The following is a 19,101-nucleotide window of genomic DNA, read 5'->3' on the forward strand; positions in this document are numbered from 1 at the left end:
AGAAGCGCTCATGCTAGCGGATATCCCCGGATCAGCGCTTGCTCAGGTCGTCGTAAAGCTCGGGGCGGCGATCGGACAGGTAGCGGTTGAGTGCCCGGGATTCGCCCATCAGTTGGCGGTCCAGGGTGCCGATGATCAGGGCCTCGTCGAGCCCGGCCAGGGCAATCCGGCTGCCGTCGGGGGCGGCGATGCTACTCTGGCCGCAATAGCGGATCTGCTCTTCATGGCCACAGTAGTTGGCATAGGCCACGTAGCACTGGTTCTCGAAGGCCCGGGCACGGATCGTCACATCGGCGACGAAGTCGTAGGGGATCATGTTGGCAGTCGGCACCAGAATCAGCTCCGCGCCTGCCAGGGCCAGGCGTCGTGCATTCTCCGGGAACTCGATGTCGTAGCAGATCAGAAAGCCGAGTTTCCAGCCGTCCAGTTCCACCAGGGGAAAGTCATCTTCGCCGGCGCTGAACATCGAGTGGTCGAGGTCGCCGAACAGGTGGGTCTTGCGGTAGTTGCACAGGCGCTGACCCTGGGCGTCGATCAACTGCACGGCGTTGTAGATCTGGCCATCGGCGCTGCGCTCCGGGTAGCCATAGAGAATCGCCGTGCCGGCGGCCTGGGCGATGGCGGCGATGCGTTGGGCCGAAGGGCCGTCCTGGGCCTCGGCCAGAGCGCCCACCGCTTCCAGGCCGATGTTGTAGCCGCTGAGAAACATCTCCGGCAGCACCAACAGATCGGCGTCGGTGGCTTCCATGGCCACCTGATGCAGGCGTTGCAGGTTGCCGGCCACATCCAGCGGCCTCGGCGGGCACTGATACAGGGCGACGCGCATGGTCTTCACTCCACTCACTGACAGGCCGGCCACTGTAGCCGCTGTCGCAGGTTCGTACGACATCCCCGCAGGGCGAGCCTGCGGGGACGAGCGCTTGCCCGGCCGCCGGTTTCAGTCGGCCAGGGCAATCGGCCCGATCTCGTGGAACACATCCCCCGGGCCCGGGTTCTCGGGGTGGGTAGCGCCACCGAAGTGCTTCATGATCCCCCACACCGCGTTCAGCGAGGTCTGCACCGCACCCTCGACCCAGGCCGGAGTCCAGGAGACATCGTCACCCGCGATGAAGATACCGCGCTGCTCGGCGGGCATGTCGTCCTGCATGAAGTGCGCGTACATCCGCTGGTTGTAGCGGTAGTGGCCCGGCAGCGCGCCCTTGAAGGCGCCGAGGAAATGCGGGTCGGCCTCCCAGGAGACGGTGATCGGGTCGCCGATGATACGACTGGCGATGTCCACCTTGGGGTAGATCTTCTTCAGCGCATCCAGGGCCAGCTTCACGCGCTTTTCCACCGGCTGCGGGAGCATCTTCAAGGCATCGCTCATCCACGAGTAGGACAGGCAGATCACCCCCGGCTTGTCGTCGCCGTTGTCGAACAGGTAGGTACCGCGGGTCAGGCGGTCGGTGAGGGTCATGCTCATCAGGTCGCGACCGGTTTCCGGGTCCTTGTCCTTCCAGAATGGCCGATCGACCATGACGAAGGTCTTCGACGACTGCATGTAGCGGGTGCGGTCCAGGGCCATCCACATCTTTTGCGAGAACAGCGATTCCTCGCATTCGATCTGGGTGGTCAGCAGCCAGCTCTGGCAGGTGGTCAGTACCGCGGCGTATTCGCGGGTATCGCCCCAGTTGTCGGTGACGCTGAAACGGCCATCGGCGGCCCGGGCAATGCGCTTGACCCCGGTACGCGGCGCGCCGTGGTGCAGCGAGCTGAGGCTGGTACCGGCCGGCCAGTGGGCACAGCCCTCGGGGACGTGGCGCCAGATGCCCAGGGGCACCTGCTCGACGCCGCCCACGACCAGGTGCTGGTGGTCGTCGCAGTTGGTCATGACCACGCGGAAGATTTCCAGCATCGAGTTGGGGAAGTCCGAATCCCAGCCGCCGGTGCCGAAGCCCACCTGGCCGAACACCTCACGGTGATGGAACGACAGCTTGGCGAAGGCCTTGGAGGTGGCGACGAAGTCGTAGAAGGTGCGGTCGTCCCACAGCGGCACCAGGGTGTTCCACAGTTCCTTGAGGCGCGGTACGTCGCGGTCACGGATGGCCTGCTGGATTTCGCTGAAGCGCGAACCGTCCTCCAGGGCATCGGCCCAGGCATCGGCGACTTCCTGGAACAGCGCCGGCAGGTCGGCGAGCTTCTGGGCGTAGTGAGTCTGGCCTTCGAGGTCGATGACGGTACTGCCCGAAGCCGGGGTCAGCGGGTTGGGAAAGGGCTTGGTTTCAAGGCCGAGCTTGTCGACGTAATGGTAGAAGGCGGTGGACGACACCGGAAAGCGCATGCCACCCAGCTCGGCGATGATCCCTTCGGCTCCCTCAAAGGCCTGGGAGCGCAGGCGGCCGCCCATTTTCGAGGCTTCATAGACCACTGGCTTGAGCCCCAGCTTCATCAGCTCGTAGGCCGCCACCAGCCCGGCGATACCGGCGCCGACAATCGCCACTTCGGTGCCGTGCCGTGCCTGGGGAATGCTGCCCAGGCCGGCAGGATGCTCGATCCAGTCGTCGAAGGCGAAAGGGAAGTCCGGGCCGAAAATGGTGATCGGCTTTTTACCGTCTGCAGGATGGCGATTGTTCTTGTTCATGGCTGACCTTGGCGGGCGGCTCAGCAGAGTGCTGAGTATAGGAAAAGATGGCAGCCATTCTAGAGAGGGTGAAACACGTAAATAAGACGCAAACTGTCGTCGTTATGCTTGGTTATTTATCGATATGACGAATTTGTGCGTCAGATTGACTGGTTGGCAGGGTGCGCCTTACAGCGCGTGCCCGCGATCGATCTTGCTGCTGAGGATGATCGAGGTGGTGGTTTTCTCCACGCCGTCGACGCTGCCGATCTGGTCCAGCAACTGGTCCAGCTGTTCCGGTGAGTCGGTGCGCAGCCAGGCCACATAGTCGAATTCGCCGCTGACCGCACACAGTTGCTGGACCTGGGCCATGCCGCTCAGGCGTCGCAGCACTTCCTTGCCAGAGCGCGGCTGGACCTTGATGCCGACATACGCCTGCAAGCCGCCATCGACCACCCGCTGCCCCAGGCGCACGCCATATCCGGTAATGACCCGGGTCTTTTCCAGGCGGGCCAGGCGCGAGGTCACGGTGGTGCGAGCGATACCCAACTGCCGGGCCAGCATCGCCACGCTTTCGCGGGCGTTGATCTGCAAGGCTGCGATCAATTGACGGTCGACTTCGTCAAGAACGGGAGGGCGGCTATCGGACAAGGTGGGCTCCAGCACGGCTATCGGGGGAGCGCACATGTTACAGGCTCCCGTGGACACCCGCTGCTGCTCCCGGAGAACGTGGCGCAAGCGACAGCTACGCTCTGCGAGTCGGGAATTTTTTTGAAACAAATGACCTGCGACAGATTGTCATAAGTAACTGGTTAGTACATTCTCGCCGTCAGGTTTTGAAGAGGGGAGAGTTTTTAAGATGAAAAACACGGGGGCTGCCGCCGGCAGCAAATGGTTGCTCGGGGGGCTGGGTCTTCTGATTGCCCTGATCGGGCTGGGCCTGGCCGCAGGCGGGGGTTACCTCCTGAGCCTGGGCGGTAGTGCCTATTTCCTGTTGATGGGCCTGGCGATGCTGGTGTCCGGGCTGCTGATCGCGCGGCGCAATCCGCGTGGTGCCTGGCTGTATGGGGTGGCCCTGGTGCTGACGGCGATCTGGGCGGTCTGGGATGCGGGCCTGGAATACTGGCCGCTGGTCTCGCGGGTACTGACCTTCGCCGTGATCGGCCTGGTGGTGGCGCTGATCTACCCGACCCTGGTACGTGCCTCCGGAGCCCATGCCGGGCGCGGTGCCTATGGCCTGGCTGGGCTGTTGGGGATTGGTGTGCTCGCGACCCTGGCCTACATGTTCGTGCCGACCCATATGGTCAAGGCGGACAAGGTGCCAGCGATCCAGCCGGTGGCTCCCGGGACGGAACAGAAAGACTGGGCCCACTGGGGCAATACCACTGCGGGCAACCGCTTCGCCGCACTGGACCAGATCAACAAGGGCAACATCGACCAGTTGCAGGTGGCCTGGACCTTCCGCACCGGTGACCTGCCCGAAAGCAACGGCGCTGGTGCCGAAGACCAGAACACCCCCCTGCAGATCGGCGATACCGTCTACACCTGCACCGCCTACGGCAAGGTGTTCGCCCTGGACGCCGACACCGGCGCCGAGCGCTGGAAGTTCGATCCTCAGGGCTACGCGCCAAACTGGCAGCGCTGCCGCGGCCTGGGTTATTTCGACGCCTCTGCCACCCCGGTAGCCGATGCTTCGGCGCCTGCTGCTCCGGCGGCCTGCGCCAAGCGCCTGTTCCTGCCGACCGGTGATGCGCGCCTGATCGCGATCAACGCTGAAACCGGCAAGCCCTGTGAAGACTTTGGCAACCAGGGCACGGTCGATCTGAAAACCGACATGGGCGAGATCAAGCCGGGCTACTACCAGCAGACTTCGACACCCTTGGTGGCGGGCACCGTGGTGATCGTCGGCGGCCGGGTGGCGGACAACTTCTCCACCGGCGAACCGCCGGGCGTGGTTCGGGCTTTCGATGTGCGCAGCGGCGATCTGATGTGGGCCTGGGACCCGGGCAACCCGGCCACCACCAAGCGCCCGCCGGCGGGTGAAACCTACACCCGCGGCACGCCCAACGTCTGGTCGGCAATGTCCTATGACGCCAAGCTGGGCCTGGTGTACCTACCCACTGGCAACGCCACCCCGGATTTCTTCGGCGGCCAGCGCACCGAGTTCGACGACAAGTGGAACTCCTCCATCGTCGCCATCGACGTGAAGACGGGCCAGGTTCGCTGGCACTTCCAGACCACCCATCACGACCTCTGGGACTTCGACCTGCCGGCACAGCCGCTGCTGTACGACATTCCGGACGACAAGGGCGGTGTGCAGCCGGCGCTGGCCCAGGTCACCAAGCAGGGCGAGATATTCCTGCTCAACCGTGAGACCGGCAAGCCGATTGCCCGGGTGGAAGAGCGCCCCGTGCCCCAGGGCAATGTGCCGGGCGAGCGGTATTCGCCGACCCAGCCGTTCTCGGTGGAAATGCCGTCGATCGGCAACCAGACCCTGACCGAGTCCGACATGTGGGGCGCGACCCCCTTCGACCAGCTGATGTGCCGTATCCAGTTCAAGGGCATGCGCCATGAGGGTGTGTACACCCCGCCGGGCCTGGATCATGCGTTGCAGTTTCCGGGCTCCCTGGGCGGCATGAACTGGGGCAGCGTGTCGGTGGACCCCACCAGCAACTACATGTTCGTCAACGACATGCGCCTGGGCCTGGCCAACTACATGATTCCCCGGGACCAGATCGCCGCCGGTGCCAGCGGCATCGAGATGGGTGTGGTGCCCCAGGAAGGCACGCCATTCGGCGCCATGCGCCAGCGCTTCCTATCGGCGGCGGGCATTCCCTGCCAGAAGCCGCCGTTCGGCACCATGTCGGCCATCGACCTCAAGACCCGCAAGCTAGTGTGGCAAGTGCCGGTGGGTACCGTGCAGGACACCGGCCCGCTGGGGATCCGCATGCACCTGCCGATCCCGATTGGCATGCCGACCCTGGGCGCGTCCCTGGCTACCCAATCCGGCCTGCTGTTCTTCGCCGGTACCCAGGATTTCTACCTGCGGGCCTTCGATACCGGCAATGGCAATGAGATCTGGAAGGCGCGCCTGCCCGTGGGCAGCCAGTCGGGCCCCATGACCTACGTGTCGCCCAAGACCGGCCGCCAGTACATCCTGCTCACCGCCGGCGGTGCGCGTCAGTCCACGGACCGTGGCGACTACGTGATTGCCTACGCGCTGCCCAAGAAATAAGTGCAGCCTGGCAGCACCATGAAAAAGCCGCGCATTGCGCGGCTTTTTCATGGGCGCAGGCAACGGGCTTCAGCCCCCTGCGATTTGGGGCGGGGCATGTTCCGGGAGGGCGTTTGTGGTTGACTGCAGGGGACTGTAAATAAGAACTGTCTTAGATACTGTTTGTGGGTATTTTGCTAAAAAGCCGCCTTTTCCAGACTCCGAAACAGTGGGAATGAATAAGGATGTCGGCATGACCTACAGGCTGTCTCTTTCAGGCTTTCAGGATGCGGTCGAGCATTTTCAAACGGTGGTCGAGGCGCTGGCCTTCTATGAAAGCCTTCAGGAGAGGGCGGGGGATACACCAGGCGCTGGCCGTGCAGAGTTGCACTGCCTGTAAAGGAATACCTTCGTCGTCCTGCTCCCGGGAATCAGTGTGCAAACCGTTAACGAAGAACTGGAAACCGTGTGGGAGTGGGCGCCGGAAGATCGCCTGAAGATTCGCCCCATGTTGAAAGAGCGCTATCGGACCAGGACTTGATGAGGTTTGCTTTTCAAGCAACAGACACATAAAAGCCGCGCATTGCGCGGCTTTCTTGTTTGGTGGGCCCACACGGACTTGAACCGTGGACCAAAGGATTATGAGTTGCTGGGCGAGCTGCTGTACCTAGAGAAATCATTCGAAAGTGAACGTAGGTTGGCATAGCTGGAGGCCCCGTCGTTACTGATGTTGAGCGTAATTTTGAGAAGGTTGCTCAAGCTGAGTACTGTACCGTGATTGTACCGATCATTAAGAGGGAAGGCTAAGGCTTCGATCTAGCTCACATTGATCGTATAAGATTGTTCGCTGCTCATTCAAATTTACTCCTTTGGCCCTAGCAAGTTGAGAGCTTCCAAAGGCGGTCATGCTTGAGAGCGCTTTTAGGACGAGACTATAAGAGGCACGGACAAGCATGACTTCGCCTGAACTTACTGGTGGTGCTGGATTCACCTACGAGGACGCTGTTACGGCGCAGTACCTGGCGGCCATGGTCGGTGATACGACTGCAGCCGCCCTTGATGGTAGGGTTGTGAAGCGCGTTGCACAGCAGCAGGCTGACTTTGGCGAGCCACTCGATGACGTGATCGTCGATGCGGCGTCCTTGGCGGATGGAACAGTCATGCGCTTGTCGCTCCAGGTTAAGCGTTCGCTCACTATTTCGGGGGCGGAAACCAACACCGACTTCCGAGATGTTATTCAACACAGTTGGCAAACGTTACAAAAGCCCGACTTTCGCGAGCACATAGATCGCGTTGGGGTGATAACGGGTGCTGTGGCGGAAGAGACATCCCGGGCTTTCGCGACCGTCTGTGAGTGGGCACGTGGTTCTGATACAACTGCGTCCTTCATGCCTCGGTTTGAAGAGGGCGGGAGTGCCTCGGCCGCTCACCGTGCTGTAGTCGCGGCGGTTCGAATGATTGCTGTGAGCACAGGCAAACCTCTGTCTGGCGATCAGTTGCACCGCCTTTTTTCGCACTTAGTACTGATCCGATTTGACTTCCTTCACGTCGGATCGACGCACGAAGCCGAGGCAATTGCCAGCCTGCAGCGTGCGCTTGCCCCTGGGCAAGTGGCACGTGCTAATGATTTGTGGGATCTGCTGCGCCAGATTGCTCGCGATGGCGCAGGTAGCAGCTCCGTGCATACACGCGCATCGCTGGTGCGCGCGTTGGCAGGCTGGCGTTTCGCAGGAGCTCCCGCTTTTGTCGGCGACATGCAAATTTTGCGAGAGAGTACCCGCCACTGGCTTGATCAACAGGCCAATGACATCGGAGGGACGCACCTAACTCGTCAGGTGCTACGCGACCAGCTCAGTAATCAAATTGCGGCCCACCGCCTGACGCTGATCAAAGGGCTTCCCGGTACCGGAAAGACAGTTCTGTTACGCGATCTTGTGCATGAGCTGGCCGCCGAGGGAACCACCTTGTTCCTCACGGCTAACCGGATTTCTAGCCGCAGTTGGTCGGAGCATGCTCGCGCGATAGGCTTAACGACAACCTCGATTGAGCCGTTGCTCATAGAGGTTGCGGCCACCGGTCATGCCTTGCTGCTCATCGATGGTCTAGACCGTATTGCGCCGGAGCAGAGGTCTATTGTGACCGACTTGTTTGGCCAGCTTCTGACGAATCCGACGCTTTCTAATTGGCGCGTTGTCGCTACCGCGCGCGATGCTGGTATCGAGCCTCTGCGCAACTGGGTTCCTCCTGCGCTGCTGGCAAGTGGTGTAGGTTATGTGGATGTGGAGAACCTGACGGACGAAGAGGCTAGCTCTCTCGCGCATTCGCTACCGGCGTTGCAGCCCCTCCTCATCGGTGGAAATGAGCGTGTACGCATACTGGCACGACGCCCGTTCTTTGCAGCTGTTCTGGCACGAGGGTTTTCCCAGGCGGCCTATCCATCAGGATTCGCGCCTCAGTCGGAGGTGGATCTCGTAGATGCTTGGTGGACTCGCGGTGGCTACGACGCGCATGTGCCCCAGGCGCTAGCGAGGCAGCGGGGTCTGATTGAGCTAGCACAGCGCAGCGCGCCGGATTTGGGGCGCAATATCCGCATACGTGACCTTTCGCCCGCGACACAGGAGGTACTTCCGGCGTTAGAGGAGGACGGCTTGGTGCAGCAGGTGCGTAAGGGGCATACAGCGCAATTCAGTCACGACATATTCTTCGAATGGTCGTTTCTCCACCTGTTGTTGGATCAGGGAGATGACTGGATCGATGCCCTGACCGCGGCTGGTGAACCGCCTGCATTGGCGCGGGTGGTAGAACTGCTGTCGCAGGCCACTTATCTGATACCTGACCAATGGTCGCGCGAACTCCGCGCGCTCGAGCAGGCTCAGGTGAGGCCGCAGTGGTTGCGTGCTTGGCTCGTATCGCCTGTGTTCAGTCCACGCTTCGCCGAGCACGTCGACATGTTTGCTGCGGCATTGGCAGCCAACACCCATCAGCTCTTCGGGAAACTTTTGGTGTGGATGCAGGCCGAGAAGACGACGCCTAATCCAATGGTGTTGTCCGGAGTCCTTGGGAGCGATCTTGATGCTGCAGCACGCATTCGTATTGCAGATTCGCTAGGGTGGCCATCGGACTTCGGGGCATGGCGTCGCTTGTTGATATGGGTTATCCAAGAGATCGATTCGATCCCGGATGCATACTTAAGCGATCTCGTCACACTGTTCGAAACTTGGCAGACTGCTTGCGCGGACTACCCAAACGCAGTGTCGCAGCGCATCGTCACGCAGTGTGCAGCCTGGTTGAATGCGATTGAGGATGACGAGGTGGAGCGCCGGGGCAGGTACAGCAAGCCGACGAGCAATTCTGCGCCGCGCGCCCCCCGAGAATTACAGACTGAGCTGCGGGTGTTGATCTTGCGCGCTGCACGGGCCTACCCGGATGTAGTGGCCGATTATCTTGCTAGGGTTGAGACAGTTGAACGCTGGTCCGACAGTGCTTTCCGCGAGCTCATGACCTACGCGCCGGTGTTGGCAGAAACACACCCGGCACAGCTAGCGAGAGTTGCCTGCCAATGGTTTTTGGAGGAGCTGCCCGATGCCACGTTGGAGAGGTGGCGCCGCGAAGCGATCCAGCAGAGCCGCCGGCGCAAAGAAGTCGAAGCGATTCCACCAGAGAAACGGACTCGATTCGACGAGCTAGAGATCTCGAGTCCCTTCCTAGGGCACTCTTTCTCCCATCACGACTGGGATCGGTTATCGATCGGCGCTGATCATCAGGGCTACTTCCCTGCGTCGCCTCTGCGCGAACCGTTTCATTCGTTGCTGATGCGCGATCCAGAAGTGTCGCTCGCGCTGATCCGCGATCTGGTTAACCACGCCACCACGGCATGGAGTCAGTTGCATAGGCACTGGCATCGCAGTAATACACCTTTACCGCTCGTACTGGAGTTTCCTTGGGGAAGGCACGAGTTTTGGGGCAGTGACCAGCATTACGCTTGGTTCCGTGGCCATGGTGGACCGCAGGTGGTGGAGTGTGCGCTTATGGCGCTGGAGCGTTGGGCCATTGCTCAGCTCGATGCCGGTCGCCCGCTGGAAGATGTGGTGCGACAGATCCTGTATGGGCACAACAGTATTGGCGTTCTGGGCATTGCAGTGCACCTCGCTCTGCGAGCCAAGGAAGCTTCGCCTACTACGCTGGCGCTGATAAGGAGCCTCCGGCTGTGTCGGCTCGACTTGCAGCGCAAGGTTCAAGAGCACCAATTGCAGAGTGCCGGACTGATCGGCTTTGAGAAGGGAAGCGTTGATGCAACGCATCGACAAGCTGTTGCTGACAACATGCAGATGCCATCGCGCTCTTTGGAGCTGCGCGACTTAGTGCCGCTCTTCGTTCTTGGTGGTGATGTGACACTGCGAGATGCATGTCGTGAGGCACTAGACGATTTTCCGAAGAAGTTGGAGTTCGCCTCTCAGGAAGAAGCGCAGGACCCCGAGCATGTGGCTGAGCTTCAGCGTACGGCGGAGCTTTGGTCTGAACTTGGCCATAGCGAAAACTACAAAGCTGAGCCGATTCCCGGCCGCAGTGATGCGGTCCAGATTTCTATGAGTAGTCCCCGGCATGCAGCTCCTGAAGTGCAAGCGGCTCTACAGCGTCATGCGCAGGTGGGGCGCGAGATGGAGTTGTGGCTGTGGGTGGAGAAGTGCTTCAGCTCGCGTCAATGGGAGCCTGGATTTTCGGCGGATGAAGTGGTCGAGCGTGCAGTGGAACTGATTGAAGCGGCTGCGGCAGGACGATCAATTTCGCTGATGCCCGGCAGCGGGCTCACCGAAGGAGCAATTGCAGGAACCGCTGCGGCCGTAATTTGCTTTTCCGATGCGGGCGAGCATAGGGCCTGGGCTGACTCCACGGTAGAGAGTTTTTGCCTCATGCGTGAGGAGGTCGACGACATATTTGCCAGATCCGTGATTCCTTGGCACCCGAAGATCTTTGTGGCGCGTGCATTGGCCGCGCGTATTAAGTCGGGCAGCGAACATCCTGATGACCGCGAGGAGCTCTATCTTCTAATCACCCATCCCCTCGACTCGATTTCCTTAGTTGCGCTCGAAGAAGTTGCCAGCTGTTGGGGGAGCGATGCACGCTTTGCCTGGTGCGGTCTAAACCTCGGGCTGCGGTTGGCACAACTCGTAAGGAGGCGAGACATGTACCAGCTCGACACCGATGCGAGGCGGCAAATGGAAATAGATCGCCGAGTCACTGCACTAGCAGCTGCGCTCAATGAGTACAGCGAGCAAGGGCCATTGCCTGTTTGGGTACGCCCCTTGCCTTCTTGGCGGCAGATTGCCTCGGATGCCGAGAGTTCGTCGGTTTTTGATGAGGACGAGGAAGACGGTTGGGCAAGCACCGATGATCTTTGGGATAGCCAATACGCCGCGAATGTCCTAAAAAACATCCCGGTGGGGGCGGTCATGGCGAGCTCGTATCGAGTGCATTATGTAGATGCCCTTGAGGCGTTTGTCAGCTGGACGCTAGACACGATCAACCCGGCATGGCGAACGGAAAGGCGCCGGGGGCGCGAGCGTGGCGACGCAAACCTCTATAGGTGGAAGGATCAGTTGGGAAATATGTTGGCAAGCGTTGTTCCCCATCTTTCTGGCGACGAGACCTTGCGGAGGCTTCTACGGCCGATCCTTGAGCAGCCCGATGAAATTGCAATGCGATTGCTCGCCCCTTTCACTGTATCGCTGGTTTGCAGTGAAGTTCTCGATGCGCAGGAGATCCGGGATGACACGCTACATTTGCTGCAGGCTGTGCTCGAACGAACGCTAGAGGTTTATGACCTCCGCTCGCGATATAGCGATGGGCGCATTGGTGGATTCGACCTGCCGGAGTTGATCAAATCACTTCTCTTCGTGGTCGTTGAGCGTGCCCCCGGGGCTACTCGATTCGCTAACGGTAATTGGAATGATCTTTTGAAAGTCATGCCGTTGATCGACCGTATGGTGCGTGCCGCTGGCTGGAACCCCTACGTCACGCGCCAGTTCGTCACCCTATGCGAGCGTTCCGGTGCTGCCTACCAAGCCGACACGTTTGCTGACCAAATTCTGTCGCAGATCGTTGACGGACGCCTGCCTGCGGGTTGGAAGGGTAGTTCGATACCGGCCGCGATTGCGGCTCTGGTGCAGGCGCATGCTGATCGCTTGCATCCGCTGCCCGCCCCCCTGGCTCGTAAGCTGCTGCAGGTGCTTGATGCACTGGTCGACCTTGGTGATCGCCGCAGTGCCGCCTTGCAGCAAAGCGAGTCTTTTCGCGGAGTGTGTCTTGCTGGGGCAGTTTGAGTCGATCCATGTGGGGCGGTCATAGCCAAGAGCCGTACTGCGATGTAGGGAGGTCCACCTATGCACGGTGCATAGCTCACTGGAACCCTACCAGCACGAGCCAATGACTTTCTGCTGTAGTCCTTCGTGCAAATTATAAGGGCGAAGTCTCAATTTTGAGCTTCAATTTCCATGAACTTAGTTAGGCATTGTCCGGGGGGCGATATGCCACTGGTCTAGCCGGACGTTCACGTCGTTTTTTGTTAGCCTCTAAGCCAGAACTCTTACCCATTGCTTGTGGGCGTCGCGTTCCCAAGAATATGAGATAAATACCTTCGGGGGGACTTAAAGTTTAGCCATCTGCTTTGCCTCTCGCTCTCGTAGGGTGCTGTGTTGTGCGCGCAGCCTGGATTTCTAAGTGTTAATAAAAACAGTGTAAGATTTTTAATTTTTTATGTGATCGATTAATTTTATGTTTTCTTGTGCTCGCTGCAGTGATTAATAAATAAAGTGAAGGCGCGCGGCATAATTTCAATGTTGATGCTGGGCGTTAGCTGCAATATCTTTTGAGTTCGTTTTCCAACGCGTTGAGAAGTCCTGTAGGCGGTTCTAACCTCGTTTGTGTGCTACGCTCAATATGGCTAAAAAATAACTGTTCATCGTTTTTGGCTGCGCTGGACGAAATCTCATGTGGAAGCATTTTCATGTTGTAACTGATTATGGGGGTGAATCCGTTTTTCTTAGTGCTAAATATTCTCTCCAAGGTGAAGAGCTTTGCAAGGGTGTGAAGTTGCTTTTCTTGAGTGGCTATATAGCTGATACATAATTCGTCGGGCGATTCCGTATATAACCCCTCTGGTACTCTGAGCAAGAACATATCCCAAGCAGTTGAACGAATGTTTTTAAGTGCTGTAATGTATGGCGTGCTGGCTTGAACTCCCAATAAGCGACCAGCAATACCTGAAAAGTAGTGCAGAGCCATATGTGCTTCGCGCCCGAGCATTATTCCGAGTCCATTTTTTAAGAAGTTGACTAGTTCTCCATGTTTTTGTAGCGGAGTAGCACCTTTAAACTCAACTTTTTCTATTAATATCATCTTGATTAAAGCTATTTGTATAGCCTCAATTGCATTGCTTAAGAGACGTTTGTCAAATCTCTCTGTAAAATCTATCGTTCTTCCTTCTGCTAATTCAGTTAAGGTTTTATGAGGGGTAGGTTCTAAGTAGAATTCGACCGCGGCTGGATCTGGAGTTATTTCTTTCGTGGACAGAAAGTGCTCTTGGTTCATTGAGAAAACTTTTAGGTACGATTCGGTCCGCCTTTTCGCATTTTTTATGAAGTCTTCAGTTGAAGATTTGGAGTAATGCTCCATGTAATAAAAAAGTGGGCTGAAGTCCCATTTGTTTAATGTTACGAAGTGAAGGAAGTTTTCTAGTCCGTCAAGTTTTGTATTTTTTTGAACTCTGTTGTCAATTGCATCCATTATGTTGGAGTCGAGCAGTGCACTCGGATATATAGGGAAGTTTATCTCTCCAGACGCTAGAAAACTTTCATTGAAGACGGCGGGCCGTTTACCTTCTAGTTGATCTATAAGGAATATTGGGTTGGCTTCTCCAAATGTTTTTGTTTCTGATAAGAAGGGTGATGGGTAGGGAGATTTTTCAATTTCCCAATAGTAGTTCTTATTCACGTCAATATCCATAATGTGTGTAATGTTTCCAGGGATTTATAAGTTGTACTTCTAGAGTGTTTACGCTGGTGCTTTATGTCCCATTACTAATGCCATCTGCCTTTGACTGGACGACAGTGCTGGCCAAATCATCTCTACATTTCCTGGTTTCATATGTCTCAGGTCTTCCTGATATTTGCTGCGTTTAAGGTTGATTTTGAAAAAAGAAGGGCTGTGATCAATTTTATTTGCTTTTAAGCGCCAGAGCACGACGAAAGCAAACTTTGGAGAAAGGTACTTGTTGGTTCGGTAATATTTTAGTGCGTTTGACAACATCGAGTTATTTTCAGTAACTGCCAGTTTCTCCAGAGCTCCAATACATGAATTTAATCGCATCTGTTGCGTTAAACGTTCAAGTTTTTTCTTGGCGTCAGTTGGTGAAAGTCTACGACCTGCCTCAAACACCGAAAGGCCGAACCTAAGAATGCACTGCGATCCAACCCATAACGTATGTTTAGTCAGGGTATTGCAAATTTCAAACTGATATCGAAGCGACTCCTGATCACACAACTCACAGGTCTCGGTCGGCTGCTCATGATCCCTAACGATCTCTGTGAAGGACCACTCCTCGAAAGCTTCGGGCAAAGACTCTCCAACGGACAGTGGCAGGATGTTGTCCCAGACGCGCTTTGGATAATTGCTCATTGCAAAACTACCTCCATGGCCGTTTCTCGATTACGCAAAGTTACTTACAGCTTGTTCAGCATAGTTTGAGGTGGTGTAACAGGCAAAGCTATCAATGTTCTTTGGTTTTAAATCGTTGAAATTTCATGTGGTTTCCAGCTTAATTCTACGAACCGGCGTGCTCCACGAATCGATGTGCACGCTCTTGCTCCAAGCTCAAGCAGGCCAAGGGAAATCTGAAAAAGCGTGCGAATGTGCTGGCATTTGTACTGAAGCTAGCTGCTGGGAGAAGGGGTATACTGGGACCAGCGGAATGGCGGTTGTAACCCTATTCTTGGGCTAAGCCAGAGTGGCGGCCAGGATGGCTAGAACCAGATTGACTGAAAGGCGAGGGCTTCAAGAAGGCTTATGTTGAGAACGGTGAAGGGGACAGAGGTCCGAGAGCAAGCGGCTATCGCACGGATTTTCACGGCTGCCGTTTTTCACGAGATGGTCAAAAAGGGCCAGTCTCCGATCTTTGCACGATTAATGAAAGAGCTTGCAGTCGAGGTTGATAAGTACACTTGGAGCGTAGGGCGGATACTGGATGGGCTCTTCGACTTACTGAAGCGGAAGAGCTTTAGAAATGAGTATGCCTATAAAACTGCTGTTGCTCAAAAAGTATTGCTTGGTTCGCACTCTTTGAGGACCGCATCGCTTGTCGATGAGTTTAGAGTTGGTAAGAACAAAGCAGATATAGTTATGTTGAATGGTACGTCCACGGCATATGAAATAAAGTCTGATCGGGATAAGTTGGATAGGCTCTACTCACAGGTCGTGTCGTATAGTGAGGTTTTTGCGAGTGTTACGGTGCTTTGTGCTGAAAGACATCTAGAGGCAGTTGTTTCTATTGTTCCTGACTTTGTAGGTGTTTCTGTGCTCACCGATAGATATCAGATCTCAACATTTCGTAAAAGCTTTTGTGATCCTAGTCGTACTGTCTCAAGCTCTATATTCAAGGCCATTACTCAAAGAGAGGCCATTGAGGTCCTGAAGAATCTAGATGTACGTGTCCCTAGCGTACCAAACACACAAATGCATAGCGCTCTAGATAGAGAGTTTGTGAAAATCCCCTCTGCTATTGTGCATGATGAAATGGTACGAGTTTTAAAAAGTACTAGAAATCTATCGGGGCTTTCTGAGTCGGTCAGAAGCTTGCCAGCTTCAATAAGATTTTTTGCGTTAACCGTTCCTCTAACAGAACGGACTAAGGGGAATCTATTAGATGCAATAGATACTCCACTAATGGAAGCGTTGAAGTGGGGATGAATGGAGCATGTACTACCCTTATTTTCGTGGTAAGCAGTACGATCTAATTACTATTCGCGAGTGTGCGGATATTATGTCTGAACGGGGATTTGTCCCAATTATCGAACCAGTCAAAGAGGCAGTGAGTGGTTTGATACGGGCAATTGATGCTGTGAGCGATGCTGGCGGAAATATTTCGCTTATAGTAAATCCTCGCTATGGAGATCTTTCCGCCGACCCGTCCAGATTGATCGAGCTTCTGGATACTAATTATGAGCACGCTGCGAATGTGTATGCAGGTGTATTGCTCACTGATGAGATTGATGTTCATCAGGTTGAAAATATTTTAGAGTCTGTAGGTCAGCGCAAGAAACTATTCATCCATGCTGGTTTTACTGATGCTCGAGGACTGTTAAATCTTCTACCTCGGGACGATGACTCTGCTCATGTTTTTTTAGACGGTTACAATGGTCGTCTATATCAGAGAAATTTTACCGATTTTGAAAAGATTGTCGTTAAGAATGGATTTGAGAAGCGTGCGAATAGGCTTCACCCCGTTGTAGAGTTTTTCTCGGACTTGCACGTTACCTTCGAAGATGATGGGGCTGAAGGTTTTGGAGATTTTCTAATAGTTGGAGATGAGTACTCTGAAGGTGGAGGGCCTGCTTACGCTGTTGCCATTCATTTAACATTTATCGACGATGAGCAGGATGATGGAATGTATATCCATCACTTTAAGTCTGATCGCTTCGAAACGCCGACGGACCCAGCAGGTAAGTTTGCTGAGGCTTTGCGTAAGTTAGTTAATGAAGCCCTGAGACCCGGCACAAAAATTTTGCGAACTCGCTCGGTCGATGAGTTTATTGAGTTGCATGAGCGCGGCCACTTTCCCGGATTGGGGTATGTTAAAAAGCTCTCTATGCAGCATCACATTGAAGTGATGGCCGATTATTTTCATGGACGGGAATGAAATTGTACTGCTGCCCAAGCTGTTTCGGTGATATACATCTTCGAAGAAGTTTTTTTGTTCAGTTCTCTCACGAAATGGGGATTTGTAGCTATTGTCTTTCCCCCGATCAACCACTGTTATACCCGCGAGAACTTAGAGAACAATTTGAGTTGTTGACAGGGATCTATGTCAGAGATCCCCAAGGAATTGGACTTATCGAGTTGCTGAAAAGTGATTGGGGGCTGTTCAGTCATGAGAGAATGGACATAGCTCATGCTAAAGAGCTGCTTAGCGATGTTCTCGATGACGGTGAATTGGTAAGGCAACGATACAGGCCATCTGAGTCTGCTGTTTCAGATAACGCACTACAAAGATGGGATGATTTACGTCAGGAACTCATACATAAAAACAGATATTTTCCTGAAACCGAAATAAATCTTTCTCGCCTCAAAAGGCTGTTTGATTATTTGTTGCTTCCTGCTGCGGAGGTGGCTACAAACTGGTTCCGTGCGCGGATACAAACTGGTACTTCGACATTCACTCCTATAGAAATGAAATCGCCTCCAAAACACCTCGCCTCACATGGTAGAGCCAACCCAGCAGGTATTCCATATCTATACTTGGCGTCCACACCTATAACAGCTGTTTCTGAAATTCGCCCTCATACGGGAGAGGATGCGTCCGTTGCCAGTGTACGTATTCCTGACGGATTAAAAGTTATTGATCTCAGGCATCCTAAAAGAAGTGTTTCCCCTTTTATGCTTTCTGATGAGAGCGAAATATCTATGCTTAGAAGTGATATAGAGTTTCTTGAGAAACTAGGTGAAGAACTTACTCGGCCCGTTTTGCCAAGATCTGCTGCGTTCGATTACGTGCCCAGCCAATATCTATGCGAGTATGTGAAAGTTTGTGGGTTTGATGGTGTTATGTATCGGAGTTCGGTAGGGGATGGCGTTAATTTAGCATTATTTGACCCCGACGTAGCAGAAGTAGGAGCGACTGTAACTCAGCGGGTCGGGCGAGTAACAGTCAATTTCGCTGAATGAAGATTTGAATGAGTGTGTTTGGTAATACATAGGAAGTTAGATTTTCTAGTCTAAGGGGGTAGCGCTGTAAGCTTGGTCTGCATCGGCACTCCAACAGCCGTTCACAATGCATGAGAAGTTGCTCTCTTGACTACCTTTGAGGGCCCGTAATATGAAAGTATTCGGGCCTTTCTTTCCAAGACAAAATTTTGTCTCCGTTATGCTTATGTCGGGTAAAAATTTATGGTGAGTGGGTTAAATTTTTCTTAAAGTGAGTCAAGCACTACGGGCGCTATCTATTGGATGTACTCGTTTGGCGATGTCGGAGTGCGGGGCGATCCGTTTTCGAAATACCACCGACGAAAACGGATCATCACCTAAAACTGTGGCTAGTTTCAGCTATAAGCTCGTTTGCCAATGGGTGAGGTACTTTTTCGATAATCTGGCTCTAACAGATCTACATCGTAACCCTCACCTGGGGCGGGAATCTTGTCCAAAGCTCTCACAAAGGGCGCTACGTCTAGATTTTGCGAAAAAAGCGTTAAACGTGTTCCGTAACCTGGGTTGTGCATCCCAGGCCATTCCGGAAATCCAACACTGAGCTGATGCTTGTTCGCCCACTCAGTCCGTTTGGCCTTCACTAATGGAGGAGTGGCTTCACCGAGATAGGGTTCATCTGTGATGACGTGATGTCCACTGATAGGATCTTTCCAAAAGCGAGTGTGATCACCGTTAGGGATCTTGCGCTGAAATCCGTGGATGTCCTCAAAAAACGGTAGTGGGTTTCGTGGTGTCAGCGCGGGGACTAAGCCCGTCACAGAGATGAATCGGATCGCTCGTGCTGCAGAGAACACCCTCATTTCTGCGTGTCCCTCTCCCGGTAGAACTTTGGCAAACGATAGTTCTTCAGAACCGTTAATTTCCAAATCGGAAAGCAGCCCGAAAAAATTTTGCGGAGTGACCAATTGATGCAACAGCTTGGGGATAGACACTGTTGCAGAGACGCTGCCTTTGTTGCCTTCCCAGTCTCTCCACCTAGCAGATATCGTCACTTGGTGCTTGTGAGTGTGCGGCATCCCAGATGCAGATGGATTCAGCGAGCTATGGGCGTGGTTGAAGTTATGAAAACCTGACAACTGAGCTGCCAGATTCAATGCTTGGAAATGAGTGATTTTTGAGCCTTTCTTCAATTCTTTGGCAAATTTCTTGATGCCAGCGATGGAGTTAGGCTTACGGGGTGTTGCGATCATGGACAACTCCAAGCTCAGCGGAAACGAAGCTCGCAATCGTTTCTGAGCATGAAGAACCCAGAGATAATGAGGAGTGTTGCAACAGGGCCACGGGGCTGTGGCTTAGCATGGCGAGCACGGGGCAG

At 54.9% G+C, this 19,101-nt stretch carries 12 protein-coding genes; 6 read left to right on the forward strand and 6 right to left on the reverse strand.

Annotated features, from left to right (window positions below):
* Positions 1-31: 31 nt before the first annotated feature.
* The 3 genes from KCG88_RS19705 to KCG88_RS19715 form a co-directional block, all read right to left on the reverse strand.
* Positions 32-826: a carbon-nitrogen hydrolase family protein gene (locus KCG88_RS19705; protein ID WP_019094519.1), complete on the reverse strand. Its 795-nt coding sequence runs from the start codon at positions 824-826 to the stop codon at positions 32-34.
* Between the two features lie 111 nt (positions 827-937).
* Positions 938-2,620: an NAD(P)/FAD-dependent oxidoreductase gene (locus KCG88_RS19710; protein ID WP_210712932.1), complete on the reverse strand. Its 1,683-nt coding sequence runs from the start codon at positions 2,618-2,620 to the stop codon at positions 938-940.
* 168 nt (positions 2,621-2,788) lie between these two features.
* The gene (locus KCG88_RS19715; RefSeq protein ID WP_011063845.1) at positions 2,789-3,250 is read right to left on the reverse strand and encodes an Lrp/AsnC family transcriptional regulator; all 462 of its coding nucleotides are present in this window, start codon (positions 3,248-3,250) and stop codon (positions 2,789-2,791) included.
* A 208-nt stretch (positions 3,251-3,458) separates the two neighbouring features.
* Here KCG88_RS19715 and KCG88_RS19720 point away from each other — a divergent pair, with 208 nt between their 5' ends.
* The 3 genes from KCG88_RS19720 (at position 3,459) to KCG88_RS19730 (ending at position 12,133) form a co-directional block, all read left to right on the forward strand.
* Positions 3,459-5,834 carry a glucose/quinate/shikimate family membrane-bound PQQ-dependent dehydrogenase gene (locus KCG88_RS19720; RefSeq protein WP_210712933.1) on the forward strand — a complete coding sequence of 792 codons (2,376 nt, stop codon included), beginning with the start codon at positions 3,459-3,461 and terminating at the stop codon, positions 5,832-5,834.
* 232 nt (positions 5,835-6,066) lie between these two features.
* On the forward strand, positions 6,067-6,213 hold the full coding sequence (locus KCG88_RS19725) for a hypothetical protein (protein WP_210712934.1): 147 nt from the start codon (positions 6,067-6,069) through the stop codon (positions 6,211-6,213).
* 553 nt (positions 6,214-6,766) lie between these two features.
* Complete coding sequence (locus tag KCG88_RS19730; RefSeq protein ID WP_210712935.1) at positions 6,767-12,133, forward strand: NACHT domain-containing protein; 5,367 nt, start codon at positions 6,767-6,769, stop codon at positions 12,131-12,133.
* A 529-nt stretch (positions 12,134-12,662) separates the two neighbouring features.
* Here the strand turns inward: KCG88_RS19730 and KCG88_RS19735 are convergent.
* Positions 12,663-13,802, reverse strand: coding sequence for a hypothetical protein (locus tag KCG88_RS19735; protein ID WP_210712936.1), 1,140 nt, complete (start codon positions 13,800-13,802; stop codon positions 12,663-12,665).
* Between the two features lie 60 nt (positions 13,803-13,862).
* Entirely contained in the window at positions 13,863-14,486 is a 624-nt protein-coding gene (locus KCG88_RS19740) for a hypothetical protein (protein ID WP_210712937.1), read from the reverse strand.
* 387 nt (positions 14,487-14,873) lie between these two features.
* Between KCG88_RS19740 and KCG88_RS19745 the strand changes: the two genes are divergently transcribed.
* Genes KCG88_RS19745 through KCG88_RS19755 form a run of 3 tightly spaced genes read left to right on the forward strand, consistent with a single transcriptional unit; the run spans position 14,874 to position 17,747 of the window.
* The gene (locus KCG88_RS19745; RefSeq protein ID WP_210712938.1) at positions 14,874-15,773 is read left to right on the forward strand and encodes a sce7726 family protein; all 900 of its coding nucleotides are present in this window, start codon (positions 14,874-14,876) and stop codon (positions 15,771-15,773) included.
* 7 nt (positions 15,774-15,780) lie between these two features.
* The gene (locus KCG88_RS19750; protein ID WP_210712939.1) at positions 15,781-16,722 is read left to right on the forward strand and encodes a sce7725 family protein; all 942 of its coding nucleotides are present in this window, start codon (positions 15,781-15,783) and stop codon (positions 16,720-16,722) included.
* Positions 16,719-17,747 carry an RES family NAD+ phosphorylase gene (locus tag KCG88_RS19755; RefSeq protein WP_210712940.1) on the forward strand — a complete coding sequence of 343 codons (1,029 nt, stop codon included), beginning with the start codon at positions 16,719-16,721 and terminating at the stop codon, positions 17,745-17,747. Before KCG88_RS19750 ends, KCG88_RS19755 begins: the two co-directional genes overlap by 4 nt.
* 374 nt (positions 17,748-18,121) lie before the next feature.
* Here KCG88_RS19755 and KCG88_RS19760 read toward each other — a convergent pair whose 3' ends face one another.
* A complete protein-coding gene (locus tag KCG88_RS19760; protein WP_210712941.1) occupies positions 18,122-18,976 on the reverse strand; it encodes a hypothetical protein in 855 nt (284 codons plus the stop codon).
* Positions 18,977-19,101: the final 125 nt, after the last annotated feature.

Source organism: Pseudomonas sp. MWU349 (assembly GCF_017947325.1).
Classification (GTDB): Bacteria; Pseudomonadota; Gammaproteobacteria; order Pseudomonadales; family Pseudomonadaceae; genus Aquipseudomonas; species Aquipseudomonas protegens.